The sequence below is a fragment of the Streptomyces sp. NBC_00536 genome (assembly GCF_036346295.1).
GTDB lineage: Bacteria > Actinomycetota > Actinomycetes > Streptomycetales > Streptomycetaceae > Streptomyces.
Map to the genome: position 1 here is coordinate 6,146,310 of NZ_CP107819.1, position 20,390 is coordinate 6,166,699.

Here is a 20,390-nt window from a genome sequence, read left to right on the forward strand (position 1 = left end):
CGTGCCCGAAGTGCGGAGTAAGTGATGACAACCCCCAACGAAAAAGTCGTTGAAGCGCTGCGGGCCTCCCTCAAGGAAACCGAGCGGCTGCGCCGCCGGAACCAGGAGCTCACCGACGCCGCGCGCGAACCGATCGCGATCGTCGGCATGAGCTGCCGCTTCCCGGGCGGAGTCAGCTCGCCCGAGGACCTGTGGAGACTCGTCGAGAGCGGTGGCGACGCCATCTCGGGCTTCCCCGTCAACCGCGGCTGGGACATCGAGTCGCTGTACGACCCCGATCCCGACCACGAGGGCACCACCTACGCCCGCGACGGCGGCTTCCTGCACGACGCCGCCGACTTCGACCCCGCGTTCTTCGGGATCTCGCCGCGCGAGGCCCTCGCCATGGACCCCCAGCAGCGGCTGCTCCTGGAGACCACCCACGAGGTCTTCGAGCGCGCCGGGATCGACCCCGCGTCGCTGCGCGGCAGCCGGGCCGGCGTCTTCGTCGGCGCGTCAGCCAACGCCTACGGAGCCGGCTCCCACGACCTCCCCGACGGCGTGGAGGGCCACCTCCTCACCGGCACCGCCTCCAGCGTCCTGTCCGGCCGGCTCGCCTACGTCTTCGGCCTGGAGGGCCCCGCCGCCACCATCGACACGGCGTGCTCGTCCTCCTCCGTCGCCCTGCACATGGCCGTCCAGGCGCTGCGCCAGGGCGAGTGCTCGCTCGCGCTGGCCGCGGGCGTCACCGTCCTCGCGGGCCCGGACGTCTTCGTCGAGTTCAGCCGCCAGCGCGGCCTGTCGCCCGACGGCCGCTGCAGGTCCTTCGCCGAGTCGGCCGACGGCACCGGCTGGTCGGAGGGCGTCGGCGTCCTCCTGGTGGAGCGCCTCTCCGACGCCCGCCGCAACGGCCACCACATCCTCGCCGTGGTCCGGGGCTCGGCCGTCAACCAGGACGGCGCCAGCAACGGCCTGACCGCCCCCAACGGGCCCGCCCAGCAGAAGGTCATCCGCCAGGCCCTGGAGAGCGCCCGGCTGACCCCCGCGGACATCGACGCGGTGGAGGCCCACGGCACCGGTACGACCCTCGGCGACCCCATCGAGGCGCAGGCACTCCTCGCCACATACGGCCAAGGACGCACGGACGGCCGGCCGCTGTGGCTGGGTTCCTTGAAGTCGAACCTCGGCCACACCCAGAACGCCGCCGGTGTCGCAGGCATCATCAAGATGGTCATGGCGATGCGGCACGGGGTGCTGCCCCGGACCCTGCACGTCGACGAGCCCACCTCGCACGTCGACTGGTCGACGGGCGCGGTGGCGCTGCTGACCGAGCCGGTGGAGTGGCCGCAGACCGGGCGCCCGCGCCGGTTCGGCGTCTCCGCCTTCGGCGTCAGCGGCACGAACGTGCACACGATCATCGAGCAGGCCCCCGTCGCGGACGAGGCAGCGCAACCGGAGTCCGCCGCGCCGCCGAAGGCGCTGCCCTGGCTCCTCTCGGCGAAGGGCCGGGACGCCCTGCGCGACGGGGCCGGACAGCTGCTCGCGTACGCCGAAGAGCACCCCGGCCTGCGTCCCGTGGACATCGCCGGGTCCCTGGCGGCGGGCCGGGCGACCTTCGAGGACCGCGCGGCGGTGGTCGCCGCCGACCGTGAGGGGCTGCTGGCCGGTCTCGCGGCCCTCGCGGACGGCGGCTCGGCGGCGGGTCTCGTCAAGGGCTCGCCGGTCGCCGGAAAGCTGGCCTTCCTGTTCACGGGGCAGGGGAGCCAGCGGCTGGGGATGGGGCGTGAGCTGTACGAGACGTATCCGGTGTTCGCCGATGCGCTCGATGCGGTGTGCGGGCGGTTGGATCTCGAAGTACCGCTGAAGGACGTCCTGTTCGGGGCGGCTGCGGATCTCCTGAACGAGACCGCCTATACGCAGCCCGCGTTGTTCGCGGTTGAGGTGGCGTTGTTCCGGCTGGTGGAGAGCTGGGGTCTGAGGCCGGACTTCGTGGCGGGTCATTCGATCGGTGAGATCGCGGCCGCGCATGTGGCGGGGGTGTTTTCGCTGGAGGGTGCCTGTGCTCTGGTGTCGGCTCGTGGGCGGTTGATGGGTGCGCTGCCGGGCGGTGGCGTGATGATCGCCGTTCAGGCGTCCGAGGACGAGGTCCTGCCGCTGCTGACGGACCGGGTGAGCATTGCCGCGGTCAATGGCCCGCAGGCCGTGGTCATTGCTGGTGACGAGTCTGACGCGGTGGCGATCGCCGAGTCGTTCACCGGCCGCAAGTCCAAGCGGCTCACGGTCAGCCACGCGTTCCATTCGCCGCACATGGACGGCATGTTGGAGGACTTCCGGGTTGTGGTGGAGGGCCTCTCATACGAGGCTCCGCGTATCCCCGTCGTCTCGAACCTCACCGGCGCCCTCGTCACCGACGAGATGGGCTCGGCCGACTTCTGGGTCCGCCACGTCCGCGAGGCCGTCCGCTTCCTGGACGGTATCCGCACGCTGGAAGCCGCGGGCGTCACCAAGTACCTCGAACTCGGCCCCGACGGAGTACTGTCCGCGCTCGCCCAGGACTGCGTGAGTGCTGGTGGCGAGGGCTCTGTCTTCATCCCCGTACTCCGCAAGGCGCGCCCCGAGCCCGAGACGGTCACCACCGCCCTCGCCACGGCCCACGTCAACGGCATCCCCGTCGACTGGCAGGCGTTCTACGCCGGGACCGGCGCCCGGCGCGTCGACCTTCCCACCTACCCCTTCCAGCGCCAGCGCTACTGGATCGAGCCGGGCAGCCGTGCCGGAGACGTGGGCGCGGCCGGGCTGGAGGAGGCGGGGCATCCGCTGCTGGGTGCGGCGGTGCCGCTCGCCGACTCCGAAGGCTTCCTCTTCACCGGGCGGCTCGGTCTCGCCTCGCACCCCTGGCTGGCCGATCACGCGGTCATGGACACCGTCCTGCTCCCCGGCACGGCCTTCGTCGAGCTCGCGGTGCGCGCCGGTGACCAGGTCGGATGCGATGTCGTCGAGGAGCTGACGCTGGAAGCGCCGCTGGTGCTGCCCGAGCGTGGCGGCGTACAGGTGCAGATGCACGTCAGCGCGCCCGACGCGGACGGCACGGGACGGCGTACGTTCACCCTGTCCTCGCGGACGCAGGACAGCGCGGCCGACGAGCCGTGGACGCGGCACGCCGGGGGTGTGCTCGCTCACGGCGCGGCGCAGCCGGCCTTCGCGCCGGTCCAGTGGCCCCCGGCGGGTGCCGAGGCGATCCCGACGGAGAGCCTGTACGCGGACCTCGCCGAGGTCGGTATGGGATACGGACCCGCGTTCCGCGGCCTCACGGCCGCGTGGCGCCACGGCGAGAGCGTCTACGTCGAGGTCGCGCTCCCCGAGGAAACCGCCTCCACCGCGCGGGACTTCGGCCTGCATCCCGCCCTGCTGGACGCGGCGCTGCACGCGCTGGGTCTCGGTGTGCTGGGCGGCACCGAGGGTGAAGGGCGGCTGCCCTTCGCGTGGAGCGGTGTGACCCTGCACGCGGCCGGAGCGGACGCGCTGCGCGTGCACCTCGCTCCGGCGGGCGCCAACGGCGTGCGTCTGGAGATCGCGGACGCCGCGGGCGCGCCCGTCGCGACCGTCGACTCGCTCGTCCTGCGGACCGTATCGGAGGAGCAGGTACGGGCCGCGCGCACCGCCTACCACGAGTCGGTGTTCCGGGCTGAGTGGACGGCCCTGCCGGCCGCCGCGGCCCCCGACGCGGGCACCGACGCCGCGACGGCACACGGCCGCTGGGCCGTACTGGGAGCGGGAGCGGCGGACGCGGGCGATTCACCGCGCGACGCGCTGGTGCGCGCGCTGCGCGGCCACCTGCCCGGCGAGGTCGCGCTCTACGCCGACCTGGCCGAGCTGGCCGCGGCCGTCGAGGCCGGAGCGGCCGCACCGGACGCCGTGTTCGCCCCCTACGCGCGGTCCGGCACCGATGGACCGGCCGTGCCGGACGTGTCCGCGCGGGCCGTGCACTCGGCCACCCACGACGCCCTCGCACTCGTCCAGACCTGGTTCGGTGACGAGCCCTTCGCCGGGGACCGGTTCGCCGCCACCCGCCTGGTCGTGCTCACCCAGGGTGCGGTCGCGGCGGGCGAAGGCGACACGGTCACCGACCCCGCACACGCGGCCGTCTGGGGTCTGCTGCGCTCCGCGCAGTCCGAGAACCCCGACCGCCTGCTGCTGATCGACACCGACACCGACACCGACACCGACGCGGTCGAGGACTCCGTACGCGCCCTGCCCGCCGTGCTCGCCCTCGCTGAGCCTCAACTCGCCCTGCGGGCAGGCTCCGTACACGCACTCCGGCTCGCCCGTGTGGCCGCGACGCAGGACGATGCCGCCGCCCCGGCGCAGTACGCGCCCGGATCGACGGTGCTGATCACCGGCGCGGGCGGCATGCTCGGCGGTCTGATCGCCCGCCGTCTCGTCGCCGAGCACGGCGTACGGCACCTGCTGCTGGTGGGCCGCCGCGGTGGCACCACCCCCGAAGCGGAACGGCTGAGCGCCGAACTGGCCGAGGCGGGCGCCTCGGTGACGTGGGCCGCGTGCGACGTCGCCGACCGGGACGCCCTCTCGGCCGTACTGCACGCGATACCCGCCGAGCACCCGCTCGGCGCGGTCGTCCACACCGCCGGTGTGCTCGACGACGGTGTGATCGCCTCACTGACCCCCGAGCGGCTCTCGGCCGTGCTGCGCCCCAAGGTCGACGCCGCCTGCAACCTTCACGAGCTGACCCGGCACCTCGACCTCACGGCGTTCGTGCTCTTCTCCTCCATCGGCGGCGTCTTCGGTGGCCCGGGACAGGGCAACTACGCGGCGGCGAACGTGTTCCTCGACGCACTCGCCCAGTACCGCCGGTCCCAAGGGCTCGCCGCCAGCTCCCTGGCCTGGGCCCTGTGGGCCGACAGCGCGGGCATGGCCGGCAGCCTGGACGAGGCCGACATCAGCCGCATGCGGCGGGCCGGCCTGCCCCCGCTGACCACGGCCGAAGGCCTGGAGCTGTTCGACCTCGCCCACCGCATCGACGAGGCCGCACCCGTCCTGATGCGCGCCGACCTGACCGCCCTGCGCACGCAGGCCCAGGCCGGCACGATGTCGCCGCTGCTGCGCGGTCTCGTACGGGTCCCCGCGCGCCGTACCGCCAGTGGCGCGGCCGGTCAGGGCGGTGAGTCCGGACTGCGGCAGCGCCTCGCCGGGCTCTCGGCCGCCGAGGCGGACCGTACGCTGCTCGACCTCGTACGCAAGCAGGTCGCCGCAGCTCTCGGCTACCCCGGACCCTCCGCCGTCGAACCCGGCCGCTCCTTCAAGGAGCTGGGCTTCGACTCCCTCACCGCCGTCGAACTGCGCAACCTGCTCGGCGACGCCACCGGCCGGCGCCTCCCCGCCACCCTCGTCTTCGACTACCCGACGGCGACCGCTCTCGCCGGGTACCTCCGCGAGGAGATCATCGGCGACCTGGCGGACGCCGGCACCGCCCCGGCCCCCGTGCCGTCCACGGCCCTGGCGGGCGTGACGGACACGGCGGGCGGGGCCGACGACGATCCGATCGCGATCGTGTCCATGAGCTGCCGCTTCCCCGGCGGGATCGCATCCCCCGAGGACCTGTGGCAGCTGCTCGTCACCGGCCGCGACGGCATCACCGGCTTCCCGGCGGACCGTGGCTGGGACCTCGACACCCTCTACAGCGACGACCCCGACCAAGAGGGCACGAGCTACGCCCGCGAGGGCGGATTCCTGCACGAGGCCGCCGAGTTCGACGCCTCCTTCTTCGGGATCTCGCCGCGCGAGGCCCTCGCCATGGACCCCCAGCAGCGGCTGCTCCTGGAGACGACCTGGGAGACCTTCGAGCGCGCGGGCATCGACCCGACCAGCGTGCGCGGCAGCCGGACCGGCGTGTTCGTCGGCTCCAACGCCCAGGACTACCTCCAGCTCTGGCTGAACGACTCCGACGGCCTCGAAGGACACCTGGGCACGGGCAACGCGGCCAGCGTCGTCTCCGGCCGCCTCTCCTACACCTTCGGTCTGGAGGGCCCGGCCGTCACGGTCGACACGGCCTGCTCGTCCTCCCTCGTCACCCTGCACCTCGCGGCCCAGGCCCTGCGGCGCGGCGAGTGCTCCATGGCGCTCGCCGGCGCGGTCACCATCATGTCCACCCCCGGCGCGTTCACCGAGTTCAGCCGCCAGCGCGGGCTCGCCGCCGACGGCCGCATCAAGGCGTTCGCCGCCGCCGCCGACGGCACGAGCTGGTCCGAAGGCGTCGGTCTGCTGCTCGTCGAGCGGCTCTCGGACGCACGGCGCAACGGCCACCCGGTCCTCGCTGTGGTCCGCGGCACCGCCGTCAACCAGGACGGCGCGAGCAACGGCCTGACCGCGCCGAACGGCCCGTCCCAGCAGCGCGTCATCCGCGAGGCGCTGGCCGACGCGGGCCTGTCGGCCGCCGAGGTCGACGCGGTCGAGGCCCACGGCACCGGCACCACCCTCGGCGACCCCATCGAGGCGCAGGCGCTCCTCGCGACCTACGGCCAGGGCCGCCCGGACGACCAGCCGCTGTGGCTCGGCTCCGTGAAGTCCAACATCGGCCACACCCAGGCCGTGGCCGGAGCGGCCGGCATCATCAAGATGGTCATGGCGATGCGGCACGGCGTACTGCCGCAGACCCTGCACATCGACGAGCCGACGCCGTACGTGGACTGGTCGGCGGGCGACATCGCCCTGCTGACCGAGCAGCGGGCGTGGCCGGAGACCGGCCGCCCGCGCCGGGCGGGCATCTCCTCGTTCGGCTACAGCGGCACCAACGCGCACGCCGTCATCGAACAGGCCCCCAGGAACGCGGCAGAGCGGACCCCGCACGGCGACGACTCGCCGACGGGCACCCCCGCGGCCCGGTCCCTCCCGGCGCTGCCCGTGCTGCCGGTGCTCGTCTCCGGCCGCACGGCGGCGGCCCTGCGGGCCCAGGCGGAACGCCTGCGCCCGGCCGCGACCGCCCTCGTGACGGGCTCAGGAGCCCTGGAAGCACTCGACCTCGGCTACTCCCTGGCCACGAGCCGCGCCGCACTGGAGCACCGCGCGGTACTGATCGGCGCCCCGTCGGACGGCCAGGCACTGACCGCGCGACTCGACGCCCTGGCGGCGGGCGAGCAGGTGCCCGGTCTGGTGCGGGGCACGACCTCCGGTGGCGGGCTCGCTTTCCTCTTCACGGGGCAGGGGAGTCAGCGGCTGGGGATGGGCCGTGAGCTGTACGAGGCGTATCCCGTCTTCGCGGGGGCTCTGGACGCGGTGTGTGCGCGGCTTGAACTGCCCTTGAAGGACGTGCTGTTCGGGGCTGATGCGGGTCTGCTGGATGAGACCGCTTATACGCAGCCTGCGTTGTTCGCGGTTGAGGTGGCGTTGTTCCGGCTCCTGGAGAGCTGGGGTCTGAGGCCGGACTTCGTGGCGGGTCATTCGATCGGTGAGATCGCGGCCGCGCATGTGGCTGGGGTGCTGTCCCTGGACGATGCGTGCGTGCTGGTGGAGGCTCGTGGGCGGTTGATGGGTGCGCTGCCTGGTGGTGGCGTGATGATCGCGGTGCAGGCGTCGGAGGACGAGGTCCTGCCGCTGCTGACGGACCGGGTGAGTATCGCTGCGGTCAATGGTCCGCAGTCGGTTGTGATCGCGGGCGATGAGGCCGACGCGGTGGAGATCGTGGACGCTTTCAAGGACCGTAAGTCCAAGCGGCTCACGGTGAGTCATGCGTTCCATTCGCCGCACATGGACGGCATGTTGGAGGACTTCCGGGCTGTGGTGGAGGGCCTGTCGTACGAGGCTCCGCGTATTGCGGTGGTGTCGAATCTGACGGGTGCGCTGGTCTCGGACGAGATGGGCTCGGCCGACTTCTGGGTGCGTCATGTCCGGGAGGCTGTGCGCTTCCTGGACGGGATCCGGGCGTTGGAGGCTGCTGGGGTTACGACGTACGTCGAACTCGGCCCGGACGGTGTGCTGTCGGCGCTGGCGCAGGAGTGTGTCAGTGAGGATGGTGCTGCTGCTTTCGTGCCGGTCCTGCGTTCTGGCCGTCCCGAGGCCGAGACCGCGGTGACCGCGTTGGCTCAGGCGCATGTGCGGGGTGTGGAGGTCGACTGGTCGGCGTTCTTCGCCGGTACGGGCGCTGAGCGGATTGATCTGCCGACGTACGCCTTCCAACGGCAGCGCTACTGGCCGGAGACCGTCCTGTCCACCGGTGGCCCGGCCGTTGCCGAGGCTGTCGACGTGGTGGACGCCCGGTTCTGGGATGCGGTGGAGCGGGAGGACCTCGCGTCGCTGGCCGCGGAGCTGGACGTGGACGACGACGCCCCCTTCAGCGAACTGGCCCCCGCTCTTTCGGCGTGGCGTCTCCGACGCCGTACGGAGTCGGAGGTGGAGGGCTGGCGTTACCGGGTGTCGTGGAAGCCGCTGGCTGATGCTTCGACGTCGGGGTTGTCCGGTTCTTGGGTGGTGGTTTCGCCGGCTGGGGGTGTGGATGACTCGGCTGTGGTGGCCGCGCTGGTTGGGTGTGGTGTTGAGGTCCGCCGGGTTGTGGTTGGGGCGGGTGTGGATCGGGTTGGGCTGGCTGGGTTGCTGGCCGATGTTGGTTCGCCTGCGGGTGTGGTTTCGCTTCTTGGGCTGGGTGAGTCCGGGGGGTTGTTGGCGACTGCTGGTTTGGTGCAGGCGTTGGGTGATGCCGGGGTGGAGGCGCCGTTGTGGTGCCTGACCCGTGGGGCTGTCTCCGTAGGTCGTTCGGATCGGCTGGTCTCACCCGTTCAGGCGCAGGTCTGGGGGCTTGGCCGGGTTGCCGCTCTGGAAGTTCCGGAGCGTTGGGGCGGGCTGGTCGATCTGCCTGAGGTGCTGGATGAGCGGGCTGTGTCCCGTCTTGTCGGTGTGCTTGCTGGTGCGGGTGGGGTTGAGGATCAGGTCGCGGTTCGGCCGTCAGGTGTGTTCGGCCGTCGTCTGGTGCGTGCGCCGCGGGCCGAGGGCGCGTGGTCCCCGTCTGGGACGGTGCTGGTGACGGGGGGTACGGGTGCTCTGGGTGGCCGGGTGGCGCGTTGGCTGGCGGGGGCGGGCGTATCGCGTCTGGTTCTGACCAGTCGTCGTGGTCCGGATGCTCCGGGTGCGGCGGAACTCGTCCAGGAGTTGACCGGTCTCGGTGTCGAGACATCAGTCGTGGCGTGCGACGCCGCGGACCGTGATGCTCTGCGTGCCCTGCTCTCTGCTGAGGCCACGGCTCTGACCGCTGTGGTTCACACGGCGGGTGTGCTGGACGACGGGGTGTTGGATGCGCTGACCCCGGACCGTTTCGACGGCGTTCTGCGTGCCAAGGCGCTCTCGGCGCTCAACCTGCACGAGCTGACGGCTGAGCTGGGTATTGAACTCTCCGCCTTTGTCCTCTTCTCCTCGATGAGTGGCACGGTGGGTGCGGCCGGTCAGGCCAACTACGCGGCTGCCAACGCCTACTTGGATGCTCTGGCCGAGCAGCGGCGTGCGGATGGTCTCGCGGCGACATCGCTTGCCTGGGGTCCGTGGGCCGAGGGCGGCATGGCCGCCGACGAGGCACTCGAAGCCCGCATGCGCCGTGGCGGCGTACCGCCCATGGACGCGGAGCTTGCCATCTCGGCTCTTCGGCAGGCCGTTGGTTCCGCCGATGCCGCTCTGACCGTCGTGGATTTCGACTGGGCACGGTTCGCGCCCGGTTTTACCGCCGTACGAGCCGGCAACCTGCTCGCCGAACTGCCCGAGGCGGCGGCTGCCATGCGCGGCCCGGAGAACGCGGACGCCCGCCCGGAGCACGCCGAATCGTCGCTCGCCCTGAGGCTTCAGGGCATGGCCCAGGCCGACCATGAGCCGTTCCTCCTGGAACTCGTGTGTGCCCAGGTGGCCGAGGTGCTGGGCCACTCCGGCGCCGAGGACATCGAGGCGGGACGCGCGTTCAGGGAGATCGGCTTCGACTCGCTGACCGCCGTCGAGCTGCGCAACCGCCTCGGAGCGGCTGCCGGGATTCGGCTCCCGGCCACGCTCGTCTACGACTACCCGACGCCGACGGCGCTCGCCGCCCACCTCCGTGCCGAACTGCTCGGCAAGCAGGTCGTGGTGTCCGGTCCGGTGTCCAACGTCGCCGCCGTTGACGACGATCCGATCGCGATCGTGGCGATGAGCTGCCGCTTCCCCGGTGGCGTACGGACTCCGGAAGACCTCTGGCAGCTGCTGTCCACCGGCGGCGACGCCATCTCGGATCTGCCGCTGGACCGTGGCTGGGACATCGATGCGCTGTACGACGCCGATCCCAGCGCGCAGGGCACCTTCTACGCCCGCGCGGGCGGGTTCCTCTACGACGCCGCCGACTTCGACGCGGACTTCTTCGGGATCTCGCCGCGCGAGGCCCTCGCCATGGACCCGCAGCAGCGACTGCTGCTGGAGACGTCCTGGGAAGCGTTCGAGCGGGCGGGGATCGACCCCGAGACACTTCGGGGCAGCCAGGCCGGTGTCTTCATCGGCACCAACGGCCAGGACTACCTCTCCGTACTGCTGGAAGAACCCGAGGGCCTCGAAGGCCATTTGGGCACCGGCAACGCGGCGAGCGTCGTCTCCGGCCGGCTCTCGTACGTGTTCGGCCTGGAAGGCCCGGCGGTCACGGTCGACACGGCCTGCTCGTCCTCGCTGGTCGCCCTGCACTGGGCGATCCAGGCCCTGCGCACCGGCGAATGCTCGCTGGCGCTCGCCGGTGGTGTGACGGTGATGTCGACACCGGGCACGTTCATCGAGTTCAGCCGTCAGCGTGGGCTCGCCGCCGACGGCCGTATCAAGGCGTTCGCTGCGGCCGCGGACGGTACGGGCTGGGGCGAGGGCGTCGGCATGCTCCTGGTGGAGCGGCTGTCCGACGCCGAGCGGAACGGGCACCCGGTCCTGGCGATCGTGCGGGGTTCGGCGATCAACCAGGACGGCGCCAGCAACGGCCTCACGGCTCCGAACGGCCCCTCGCAGCAGCGCGTCATCCGCGCCGCTCTCGCGAGCGCCGGCCTCTCCGCCGCTGACGTGGACGCGGTCGAGGCGCACGGTACCGGTACGACGCTGGGTGACCCGATCGAGGCGCAGGCCCTGCTCGCCACGTACGGGCAGGACCGCCCCGCCGATCGGCCGCTGCAGCTCGGTTCCATCAAGTCGAACATCGGGCACACACAGGCCGCGGCCGGTGTCGCCGGAGTGATCAAGATGGTGCTGGCCATGGAGCACGGCGTACTGCCGCAGAGCCTCCACATCGACGCACCGTCACCGCAGGTCGACTGGGAAGCCGGTGACATCGCGCTGCTGACCGAGCAGAGGGAGTGGCCGGAGACCGGGCGTCCCCGCCGGGCAGGTGTGTCGTCGTTCGGCTTCAGCGGAACCAACGCCCACACGATCATCGAGCAGGCGCCGGTGCTGGTGCCGAAGGAGACCGAGGAGGCCGAATCCGGCTCAGTGGAACCGGACTTCGTTCCCCTGACGCTCTCGGCGAAGAGTGACTCCGCGCTCCGGGCCCAGGCCGCGAGCCTGCGCGCACGGCTGATCGCCGCTCCCGACATGCGTCTGTCCGACGTCGGCTCCACGCTGACGACTGGCCGCTCGTCGTTCGAGCACCGAGCGGCGGTGGTGGCAGAGGGTCGCGAAGGACTGCTCGCAGGGCTTGCGGCGCTGGCGGACGGCGGTTCGGCGGCGGGGCTGGTGGAAGGTTCGCCGGTGGGCGGGAAGTTGGCGTTCCTGTTCACGGGGCAGGGGAGTCAGCGTCTGGGGATGGGGCGTGAGCTGTACAAGGCGTATCCCGTCTTCGCGCGGGCTCTGGATGCGGTGTGTGCGCGGCTTGAACTGCCGCTGAAGGACGTGCTGTTCGGGGCTGATGCGGGTCTGCTGGACGAGACCGCCCACACCCAGCCGGCGTTGTTCGCGGTCGAGGTGGCGCTGTTCCGTCTGGTCGAGTCGTGGGGTGTGAAGCCGGACTTCGTGGCCGGGCATTCGATCGGTGAGATCGCGGCCGCGCATGTGGCTGGGGTGCTGTCGCTCGATGACGCGTGCGCTCTGGTTGAGGCTCGTGGGCGGTTGATGCAGGCGCTGCCTGGTGGTGGCGTGATGATCGCCGTCCAGGCGTCGGAGGACGAGGTCCTGCCGCTGCTGACCGGCCGGGTGAGTATCGCTGCGGTCAATGGTCCGCAGTCGGTCGTGATCGCGGGTGACGAGGCCGACGCGGCGAGGATCGTGGACGCGTTCAAGGACCGTAAGTCCAAGCGGCTCACGGTGAGTCATGCGTTCCATTCGCCGCACATGGACGGCATGTTGGAGGACCTCCGGGTGGTGGCGGAGGGCCTGTCGTACGAGGCTCCGCGCATCCCGGTCGTCTCGAACCTCACCGGGGCCCTGGTCACCGACGAGATGGGCTCGGCTGAGTTCTGGGTGCGTCACGTCCGTGAGGCCGTCCGTTTCCTGGACGGTATTCGGGCCCTGGAGGCCGCGGGTGTTACGACGTACGTCGAACTCGGCCCCGACGGAATCCTGTCCGCCCTCGCTCAGGAGTGTGTGACCGAAGGCGGAGCGGCGTTCGTTCCCATCCTGCGGAAGGGGCGGCCCGAAGCCGAGACGGTGATGGCCACCCTTGCCCAGGCACACGTCAGGGGCGTCGCGGTCGACTGGCACTCGGTCTATGGGACCGGTGCCCAGCGGGTCGATCTGCCGACCTACCCCTTCCAGCGACAGCGGTACTGGCCGGTGGCGTCGTCGACGGCTGCTGCTCCGGTCGACGGGGGCGTCGATGTGGTGGACGCCCGGTTCTGGGATGCGGTGGAGCGGGAGGATCTCGCGTCGCTGGTCGCAGAGCTGGACGTGGACGAGACGCCCCTCGGCGAGGTACTTCCTGCGCTGTCGGCGTGGCGGCGCGACCGGCGTGCCCAGTCGGAGGTGGAGGGCTGGCGCTACCGGGTGTCGTGGAAGCCGCTGGCTGATGTCTCGACGCCAAGGTTGTCCGGCTCTTGGGTGGTGGTTTCGCTGGCTGGGGGTGTGGATGACTCGGCTGTGGTGGGTGCGCTGGAGGGGTGTGGTGTTGAGGTCCGCCGGGTTGTGGTTGAGGCGGGTGTGGATCGGGTGGGGCTGGCTGGGTTGCTGGCCGAGGTGGGTTCGCCTGCGGGTGTGGTTTCGCTTCTTGGGCTGGATGAGTCTGAGGGGCTGCTGGCGACTGCTGGTTTGGTGCAGGCGTTGGGTGATGCCGGGGTGGAGGCGCCGTTGTGGTGCCTGACCCGTGGGGCTGTCTCCGTTGGCCGTTCGGACCGGCTTCTGTCGCCGGTTCAGGCGCAGGTGTGGGGTCTGGGGCGGGTTGCCGCTCTGGAGGTCCCCGAGCGTTGGGGCGGGCTGGTCGACCTGCCTGAGGTGCTGGATGAGCGGGCTGTGTCCCGTCTTGTCGCTGTGCTTGCGGGTGGGGTTGAGGATCAGGTCGCGGTTCGGTCGTCTGGTGTGTTCGGCCGTCGTCTGGTGCGTGCGCCGCGAGCCGAGGGGGCGCCGTCCTGGGCTCCGTCTGGGACGGTCCTGGTCACGGGGGGTACGGGCGCACTGGGTGGCCGGGTCGCGCGTTGGCTGGCAGGGGCGGGCGCTGAGCGTCTGGTTCTGACCAGTCGTCGTGGTCCGGACGCTCCGGGTGCGGCGGAACTCGTCCAAGAGCTGACCGCCCTCGGGGTCGAGACATCGGTCGTGGCGTGTGACGCCGCTGACCGCGACGCCCTGCGCGCCCTGCTCTCTGCCGAGGCCGGGACTCTGACCGCTGTGGTCCACACGGCCGGTGTTCTGGACGACGGCGTCCTCGACGCTCTCACCCCGGACCGTATCGACAGCGTCCTGCGCGCCAAGGCCGTCTCCGCCCGCAACCTGCACGAGCTGACGGCCGACCTCGGCATCCAACTGTCCGCCTTCGTCCTCTTCTCCTCCGTCACAGGTACCTGGGGTACGGCGGGCCAGGCCAACTACGCGGCCGCCAACGCCTACCTGGATGCTCTGGCCGAGCAGCGGCGCGCCGACGGTCTCGCGGCGACGTCCATCGCGTGGGGTCCGTGGGCCGAGGGCGGTATGGCCGCCGACGAGGCACTCGAAGCCCGCATGCGCCGTGGCGGCGTACCGCCCATGCAGAGTGAGGCGGCCGTCAACGCCCTTCAGCGGGCGGTGAACGCGAACGACACGGTCGTCACCGTCGTGGACGTGGAATGGGAGCGGTTCGCACCCGGTTTCACCGCCGCACGGGCGACCAAACTCTTCGCCGAACTGCCCGAGGCCCAGCGGGCTCTGGCTCCGCAGAGCGGCGACGAGGGCCGGGACGGCGGAGCTGTCCACGGTGGTCGCCACTCGCTCGCGGAGCGGCTTACGGCGCTGTCGGCCGCCGAGTGCGACCGGCTGCTGCTCGATCTCGTGCGCAAGGAGGTCGCCGCGGTACTCGGTCACGCCGGCGTGGAAAGCGTCGGCGCGGCGCGCGCGTTCAAGGAGCTCGGCTTCGACTCGCTCACGGCCGTCGAACTGCGCAACCGGCTCGGCGCGGCCACCGGGCTTCGGCTCCCGGCCACGCTGATCTACGACTACCCCACGTCCGCTGCCCTGGCGGAGTACCTGCGGGGCGAGTTGCTCGGTACGCAGGTCGTGGCGTCCGGTCCGGTGCCCAACGTCGCTGCCACCGACGACGATCCGATCGCGATCGTTGCCATGAGCTGCCGCTTCCCCGGCGGCGTACGGACCCCCGAGGACCTGTGGCAGCTGCTGGCGACGGGCGGCGACGCCATCGGCGCGTTCCCGGAAGACCGTGGCTGGGACGCGGAGTCGCTGTTCGGACCGCAGTCCGAGGAGGACGCCCCGTACGCACGTGAGGGCGGGTTCCTCTACGACGTGGCCGACTTCGATCCCGGCTTCTTCGGGATCTCGCCGCGCGAGGCCCTCGCCATGGACCCGCAGCAGCGTCTGCTGCTGGAGACGTCCTGGGAGGCCTTCGAGCGGGCCGGGATCGACCCGCTCTCGATGCGGGGCAGCCAGGCCGGTGTCTTCGTCGGCACCAACGGCCAGGACTACCTCTCGCTCGTGCTGAACTCCGCGGACGGCGGCGACGGCTTCATGAGCACCGGAAACTCGGCGAGTGTCGTCTCCGGCCGGCTCTCGTACGTGTTCGGCCTGGAGGGCCCCGCGGTCACCGTCGACACCGCGTGCTCGGCGTCCCTGGTAGCGCTCCATCTCGCGGTGCAGGCGCTGCGCAACGGCGAATGCTCGCTGGCGCTCGCAGGCGGTGTGACGGTGATGTCCACGCCGGGTGCCTTCGCCGAGTTCAGCCGTCAGCGCGGGCTCGCGGAGGACGGACGTATCAAGGCGTTCGCTGCGGCCGCGGACGGTACGGGCTGGGGCGAGGGTGTCGGGATGCTCCTGGTGGAGCGCCTCTCCGACGCCGAACGGAACGGTCACCCGGTCCTGGCCCTGGTCCGCGGCTCCGCCGTCAACCAGGACGGCGCGAGCAACGGGCTCACGGCTCCGAACGGCCCGTCGCAGCAGCGCGTCATCCGCGCCGCTCTCGCGAGCGCAGGCCTGACCGCCGCCGACATCGACGCGGTCGAGGCGCACGGGACCGGTACCAAGCTCGGGGACCCGATCGAGGCGCAGGCCCTGCTCGCCACGTACGGGCAGGACCGCCCGGCCGATCGGCCGCTGCAGCTCGGTTCCATCAAGTCCAACATCGGGCACACGCAGGCCGCGGCCGGTGTCGCCGGTCTGATGAAGATGGTCCTCGCCATGCAGCACGGGGTGCTGCCGCAGACCCTGCACGTGGACGAGCCGACCCCCCACGTGGACTGGTCGGCCGGTGACATCGCGCTGCTGACCGAGCGGCGGGAGTGGCCGGAGACCGGCCGCCCGCGCCGGGCAGGCATCTCGTCGTTCGGTGTGAGCGGTACGAACGCGCACACCATCCTGGAGCAGGCACCGCCGCTCCCGGAGAAGGACGAGCCCGACGCCGCGATTCCGGAGACCGGCTCCGCCGTTTCGGCGTGGCCCCTCGCGGGCAAGACCGAAGCCGCCCTGCGTGAGCAGGCGCAACGGCTGCTCGCCCACGTCGACGCCCACTCCGGGCTGCGGCCGGTGGACGTCGGTCACTCGCTCGCCACCGGCCGGGCGGCGTTCGACCACCGGGCCGTGCTCGTGGCGGGAGACCGGGCGGAGTTCCGGCAGGCACTGACGGCGCTGGCGTCGGGAGAGTCCGCCGCGGAGGTCGTACAGGCCATCGCGCGGCCGGATCAGCAAGTGGCCTTCCTGTTCACGGGGCAGGGGAGCCAGCGGCTGGGGATGGGCCGTGAGCTGTACGAGACGTATCCGGTGTTCGCGGATGCGCTCGATGCGGTGTGCGCGCGGATGGATCTCGAAGTCCCGCTGAAGGACGTGCTGTTCGGGGGCCACGAGAGCGACCTCATCGACCGGACCGCTTATACGCAGCCCGCGTTGTTCGCGGTCGAGGTGGCGCTGTTCCGGCTGGTGGAGAGCTGGGGTCTGAGGCCCGACTTCCTGGCCGGTCATTCGATCGGTGAGATCGCGGCCGCGCATGTGGCCGGGGTGTTCTCGCTGGACGACGCGTGCACGCTGGTGGAGGCTCGTGGCCGGCTGATGCAGGCGCTGCCGACCGGCGGTGTGATGATCGCGATCCAGGCATCGGAGGACGAAGTCCTGCCGCTGCTGACCGACCGCGTGAGCATTGCCGCCATCAACGGCCCCCAGTCGGTCGTCATCGCGGGTGACAAGGCGGACGCGGAGGCGATCGTCGGGTCCTTCCCGGACCGCAAGTCCAAGCGGCTCACGGTCAGTCACGCGTTCCATTCGCCGCACATGGACGGCATGCTCGCCGACTTCCGCAAGGTGGCGGAGGGTCTGTCGTACGAGGCTCCGCGCATCCCCGTCGTCTCGCACCTCACCGGCGCTCTCGTCACTGACGAGATGGGCTCGGCGGACTTCTGGGTGCGGCACGTCCGCGAGGCCGTCCGCTTCCTGGACGGAATCCGGGCCCTGGAGGCCGCGGGGGTCACGGCGTACGTCGAACTCGGCCCCGACGGGGTCCTGTCGGCGATGGCCCAGGACTGTGTCACCAGCACCAGCGGTGACGCGCTGTTCGTGCCCGTGCTCCGCAAGGGGCGTCCCGAGGCAGAGACGATCACTACGGCCCTCGCCCGCGTACACACTCAGGGCATCGCCGTCGACTGGGAGACGTACTACTCCGGCTCCGCTGCCGGGATCGGCGCCCAGCGCGTCGACCTCCCCACCTACGCCTTCCAGCGCACGCGCTACTGGGTGGATTCCTTCGCCGAGTTCGAGGACGTGGCCTCGGCGGGGATCGGATCGGCCGACCATCCGTTGCTGGGTGCGGCCGTCGAGCTGCCGGACTCGGACGGCTTCCTGTTCACCGGGCGGCTCTCCCTCCGTACGCACCCCTGGCTCGCCGATCACGTGGTCGCGGACACCGTCGTGGTGCCCGGCGCGGCGTTCGTCGAGCTGGCCGTGCGCGCCGGGGACGAGGTCGGATGCGAGGAACTGGAGGAGCTGACGCTTGAGGCGCCGCTCGTACTGCCCGAGAAGGGGGCCGTGCAACTGCGGCTCGGCGTGGGCGGGGCGGACGACCGAGGGCGCCGGTCCGTGCAGGTGCACAGCCGTGTCGAGGCGGCCGAGGGGGGCGGGGTCCCCGGCGGGGCCTGGTCCCGTAACGCCACTGGTCTCCTTTCCACCGGCGGCGCCGATTCCAGCACGGGCGGCGACTCCGACACGGGCACCGGCGAGTGGCCCCCCGCTGGAGCCGAGCAGGTTGATGTGACCGCGGTACGCGAGCGACTGGCGGCCGCGGGGCTCCACCACGGGTCGGGCTTCCGGACGCTGACCCAGGTGTGGGTGCGGGGCGAGGAGGTGTTCGCGGAGGCGCGGCTCTCCGATGAACTGACGCCGTCCGCAGGCCGGTTCGCCCTGCACCCGGCGCTGCTCGACGCCGCCTCGCAGGCCCTGGCGGCCGGCGCGGCCGACGCTGCCGGTACGACCGCCGCCGAATCCGGCATCGGTGGTACGGGACGGATGCCCCGCGTCTGGCGCGGGGTGCGGCTGCACGCGGGCGGAGCGGACGCCCTGCGCCTGCGGATCACCGCGGGCGGTCAGGACACGGTCTCCGTCGTCCTGACCGACACACAGGGTGCGCCGGTCGCAACGGTCGGGTCGCTGGTCACGGAGGCGGTCGACGCCGAGCGGTACGCGGCGGCGGTCCCGGACGGAGCCCACGATTCGCTGTTCCGCCTCGACTGGGTGCGGACGACGGCTCCGGGGCGCCCGGCTTCCCCGGCCTCCGCGGACTTCGCGGTGCTCGGTACCCCCGGCACCGGCACCGGCATCAGCGGCGACGAGGGCTTCCTCGTGGGCGCGTTGGAGCGGGCGGGTCTGACCGCCGAGGCGTACGACGACCTCGCGGCGCTCGACTCGGCCGTCGCGGCCGGGCTGGCGATGCCCGAAACGGTGGTGGTGTCGTTCGCCGCGGCCTCGGACGCGGTTGCCTCCGTCGACTCGGCGGAGGAGGTCGCGCGGCTCGCCCAGGCGGTGCGCGAGGCCACGCACCGGGCGCTCGCGACCGTGCGGGGCTGGCTGGACAACGGCCGGTTCGCCGGAGCGCGTCTGGTCGTCGTCACCCGCGGAGCGGTGGCCACGGGCGGGGACACCGAGGTGCGGGACCTCGCCCACGCTCCGGTGTGGGGTCTGCTGCGTGCCGCACAGACCGAGCACCCGGACCGGTTCGTCCTCGTCGACCTCGACGGGGCGGACGCCTCCCTCCGGGCCTTGCCGGGCGCCATCGCCTCCCAGGAGTCCGAACTGGCCGTACGCGACGGCATGTTGCACGCGCCGCGCCTGGTCAGGGTTGGCGCGGAGGTGGCCCCGGGTGACACGGGTGACACCGGCGGTCGCCGTATCGATCCGCGGGGCACGGTCCTGATCACCGGGGCGACCGGCGGGCTCGCCGGGCTCTTCGCCCGGCACCTGGTGGCGGAGCACGGCGTACGGCATCTGCTGCTCACCAGCCGCAGGGGCGCCGCCGCGGACGGCGCCGTACAACTCGCCGATGAGTTGGCAGGGTTGGGGGCGCAGGTCACCTGGGCGGCCTGTGACGTGGCCGACCGGGGCGCGCTGGCCGCGCTGCTGGAGTCCGTACCCGCCGAGCAGCCGCTGACGGCCGTCGTGCACACCGCGGCCGTCCTGGACGACGGCGTCGTGGACCTGCTCACCCCCGAACGGGTGGACCGGGTGCTGCGGCCCAAGGCGGAGGCGGCGCTCCACCTCCACGAGCTGACCAAGGACCTCGACCTGTCGGCGTTCGTCCTCTTCTCCGCCGCCGCCGGAACGCTCGGCGGCGCGGGGCAGGCCAACTACGCGGCGGCGAATGTCTTCCTCGACGCCCTCGCCCGGCACCGCACGGCCCGTGGACTCACCGCACTGTCCCTCGTCTGGGGCATGTGGGCCGAGGAACGGGGCATGGCGGGCAGGCTGACCGAGGCAGAACTGGGCCGGGCCGGGCGCGGCGGTGTCGCACCGCTGTCGGCGGCGGAAGGGCTCGCCCTCTTCGACGCGGCCCTCGCGGCGGACGAGCCCGTGCTCGTACCGGTCAGGATCGATGTCCCGACCCTGCGGGCCCGGGCGGCGGACGGCGGCATCCTGCCGATGTTCCGCGGACTGGTGCGGACTCCGGTGCGCAGGTCGGCGCAGAGCGCGGACCGCGCTGCGGGCACCGTGCCCACGGACGGCGCCGCGGAGCGGACGCTCGCCCAGCGACTGGCCGAGCTGTCCGCCGCCGAGCGGGAGCGGACCGTACTGGACCTGGTACGCGGCCAAGTGGCCGCCGTACTCGGGTACGGGTCAGCAGAGAACATCGGTGGCGAACAGGCCTTCAAGGAGCTCGGCTTCGACTCGCTGACCGCGGTCGAGCTGCGTAACCGACTCGGTGCGGCCGGCGGTCTGAGGCTCCCGGCCACGCTGATCTACGACTACCCGAACCCGGCCGCCCTCGCCCAGCACCTGCTGAGCGAGGTGGCCCCGGACGCGGCGGAGCGCAAGCTCTCCGTACTGGAGGAACTCGACCGGCTGGAGAGCACCTTCTCCTCGATGGATCCGGCGGAGCTGTCCGCGGCCGCCGGTGACGAGGCGGCCCACGCACGGGTCGCGGTACGCCTCCAGACCCTGTTGGCCCAGTGGAACGACGCCCGTCAGACGGAGGGCGAGACCGGGGCCCACGTAATCGAAGAGGCCAGCGACGACGAACTGTTCGCCCTCATCGACAAGAAGTTCGGCCAGGGCTGAACCTCGCCCACAGGGCGCGCCGCCGGGTCCGTCCCCGGCGGCGGCGCCCA

At 71.9% G+C, this 20,390-nt stretch carries 1 protein-coding gene; it reads left to right on the forward strand.

From position 1 onward, the window contains the following. Positions 1-24 precede the first annotated feature (24 nt). Entirely contained in the window at positions 25-20,340 is a 20,316-nt protein-coding gene (locus tag OHS33_RS27255) for a type I polyketide synthase (RefSeq protein ID WP_330333036.1), read from the forward strand. The last annotated feature ends 50 nt before the right edge of the window (positions 20,341-20,390 follow it).

Excerpts from the sequence above, each read along its gene's own strand:
- OHS33_RS27255 (WP_330333036.1), top strand. The coding sequence starts at position 25 with ATGACAACCCCCAACGAAAAAGTCGTTGAAGCGCTGCGGGCCTCCCTC.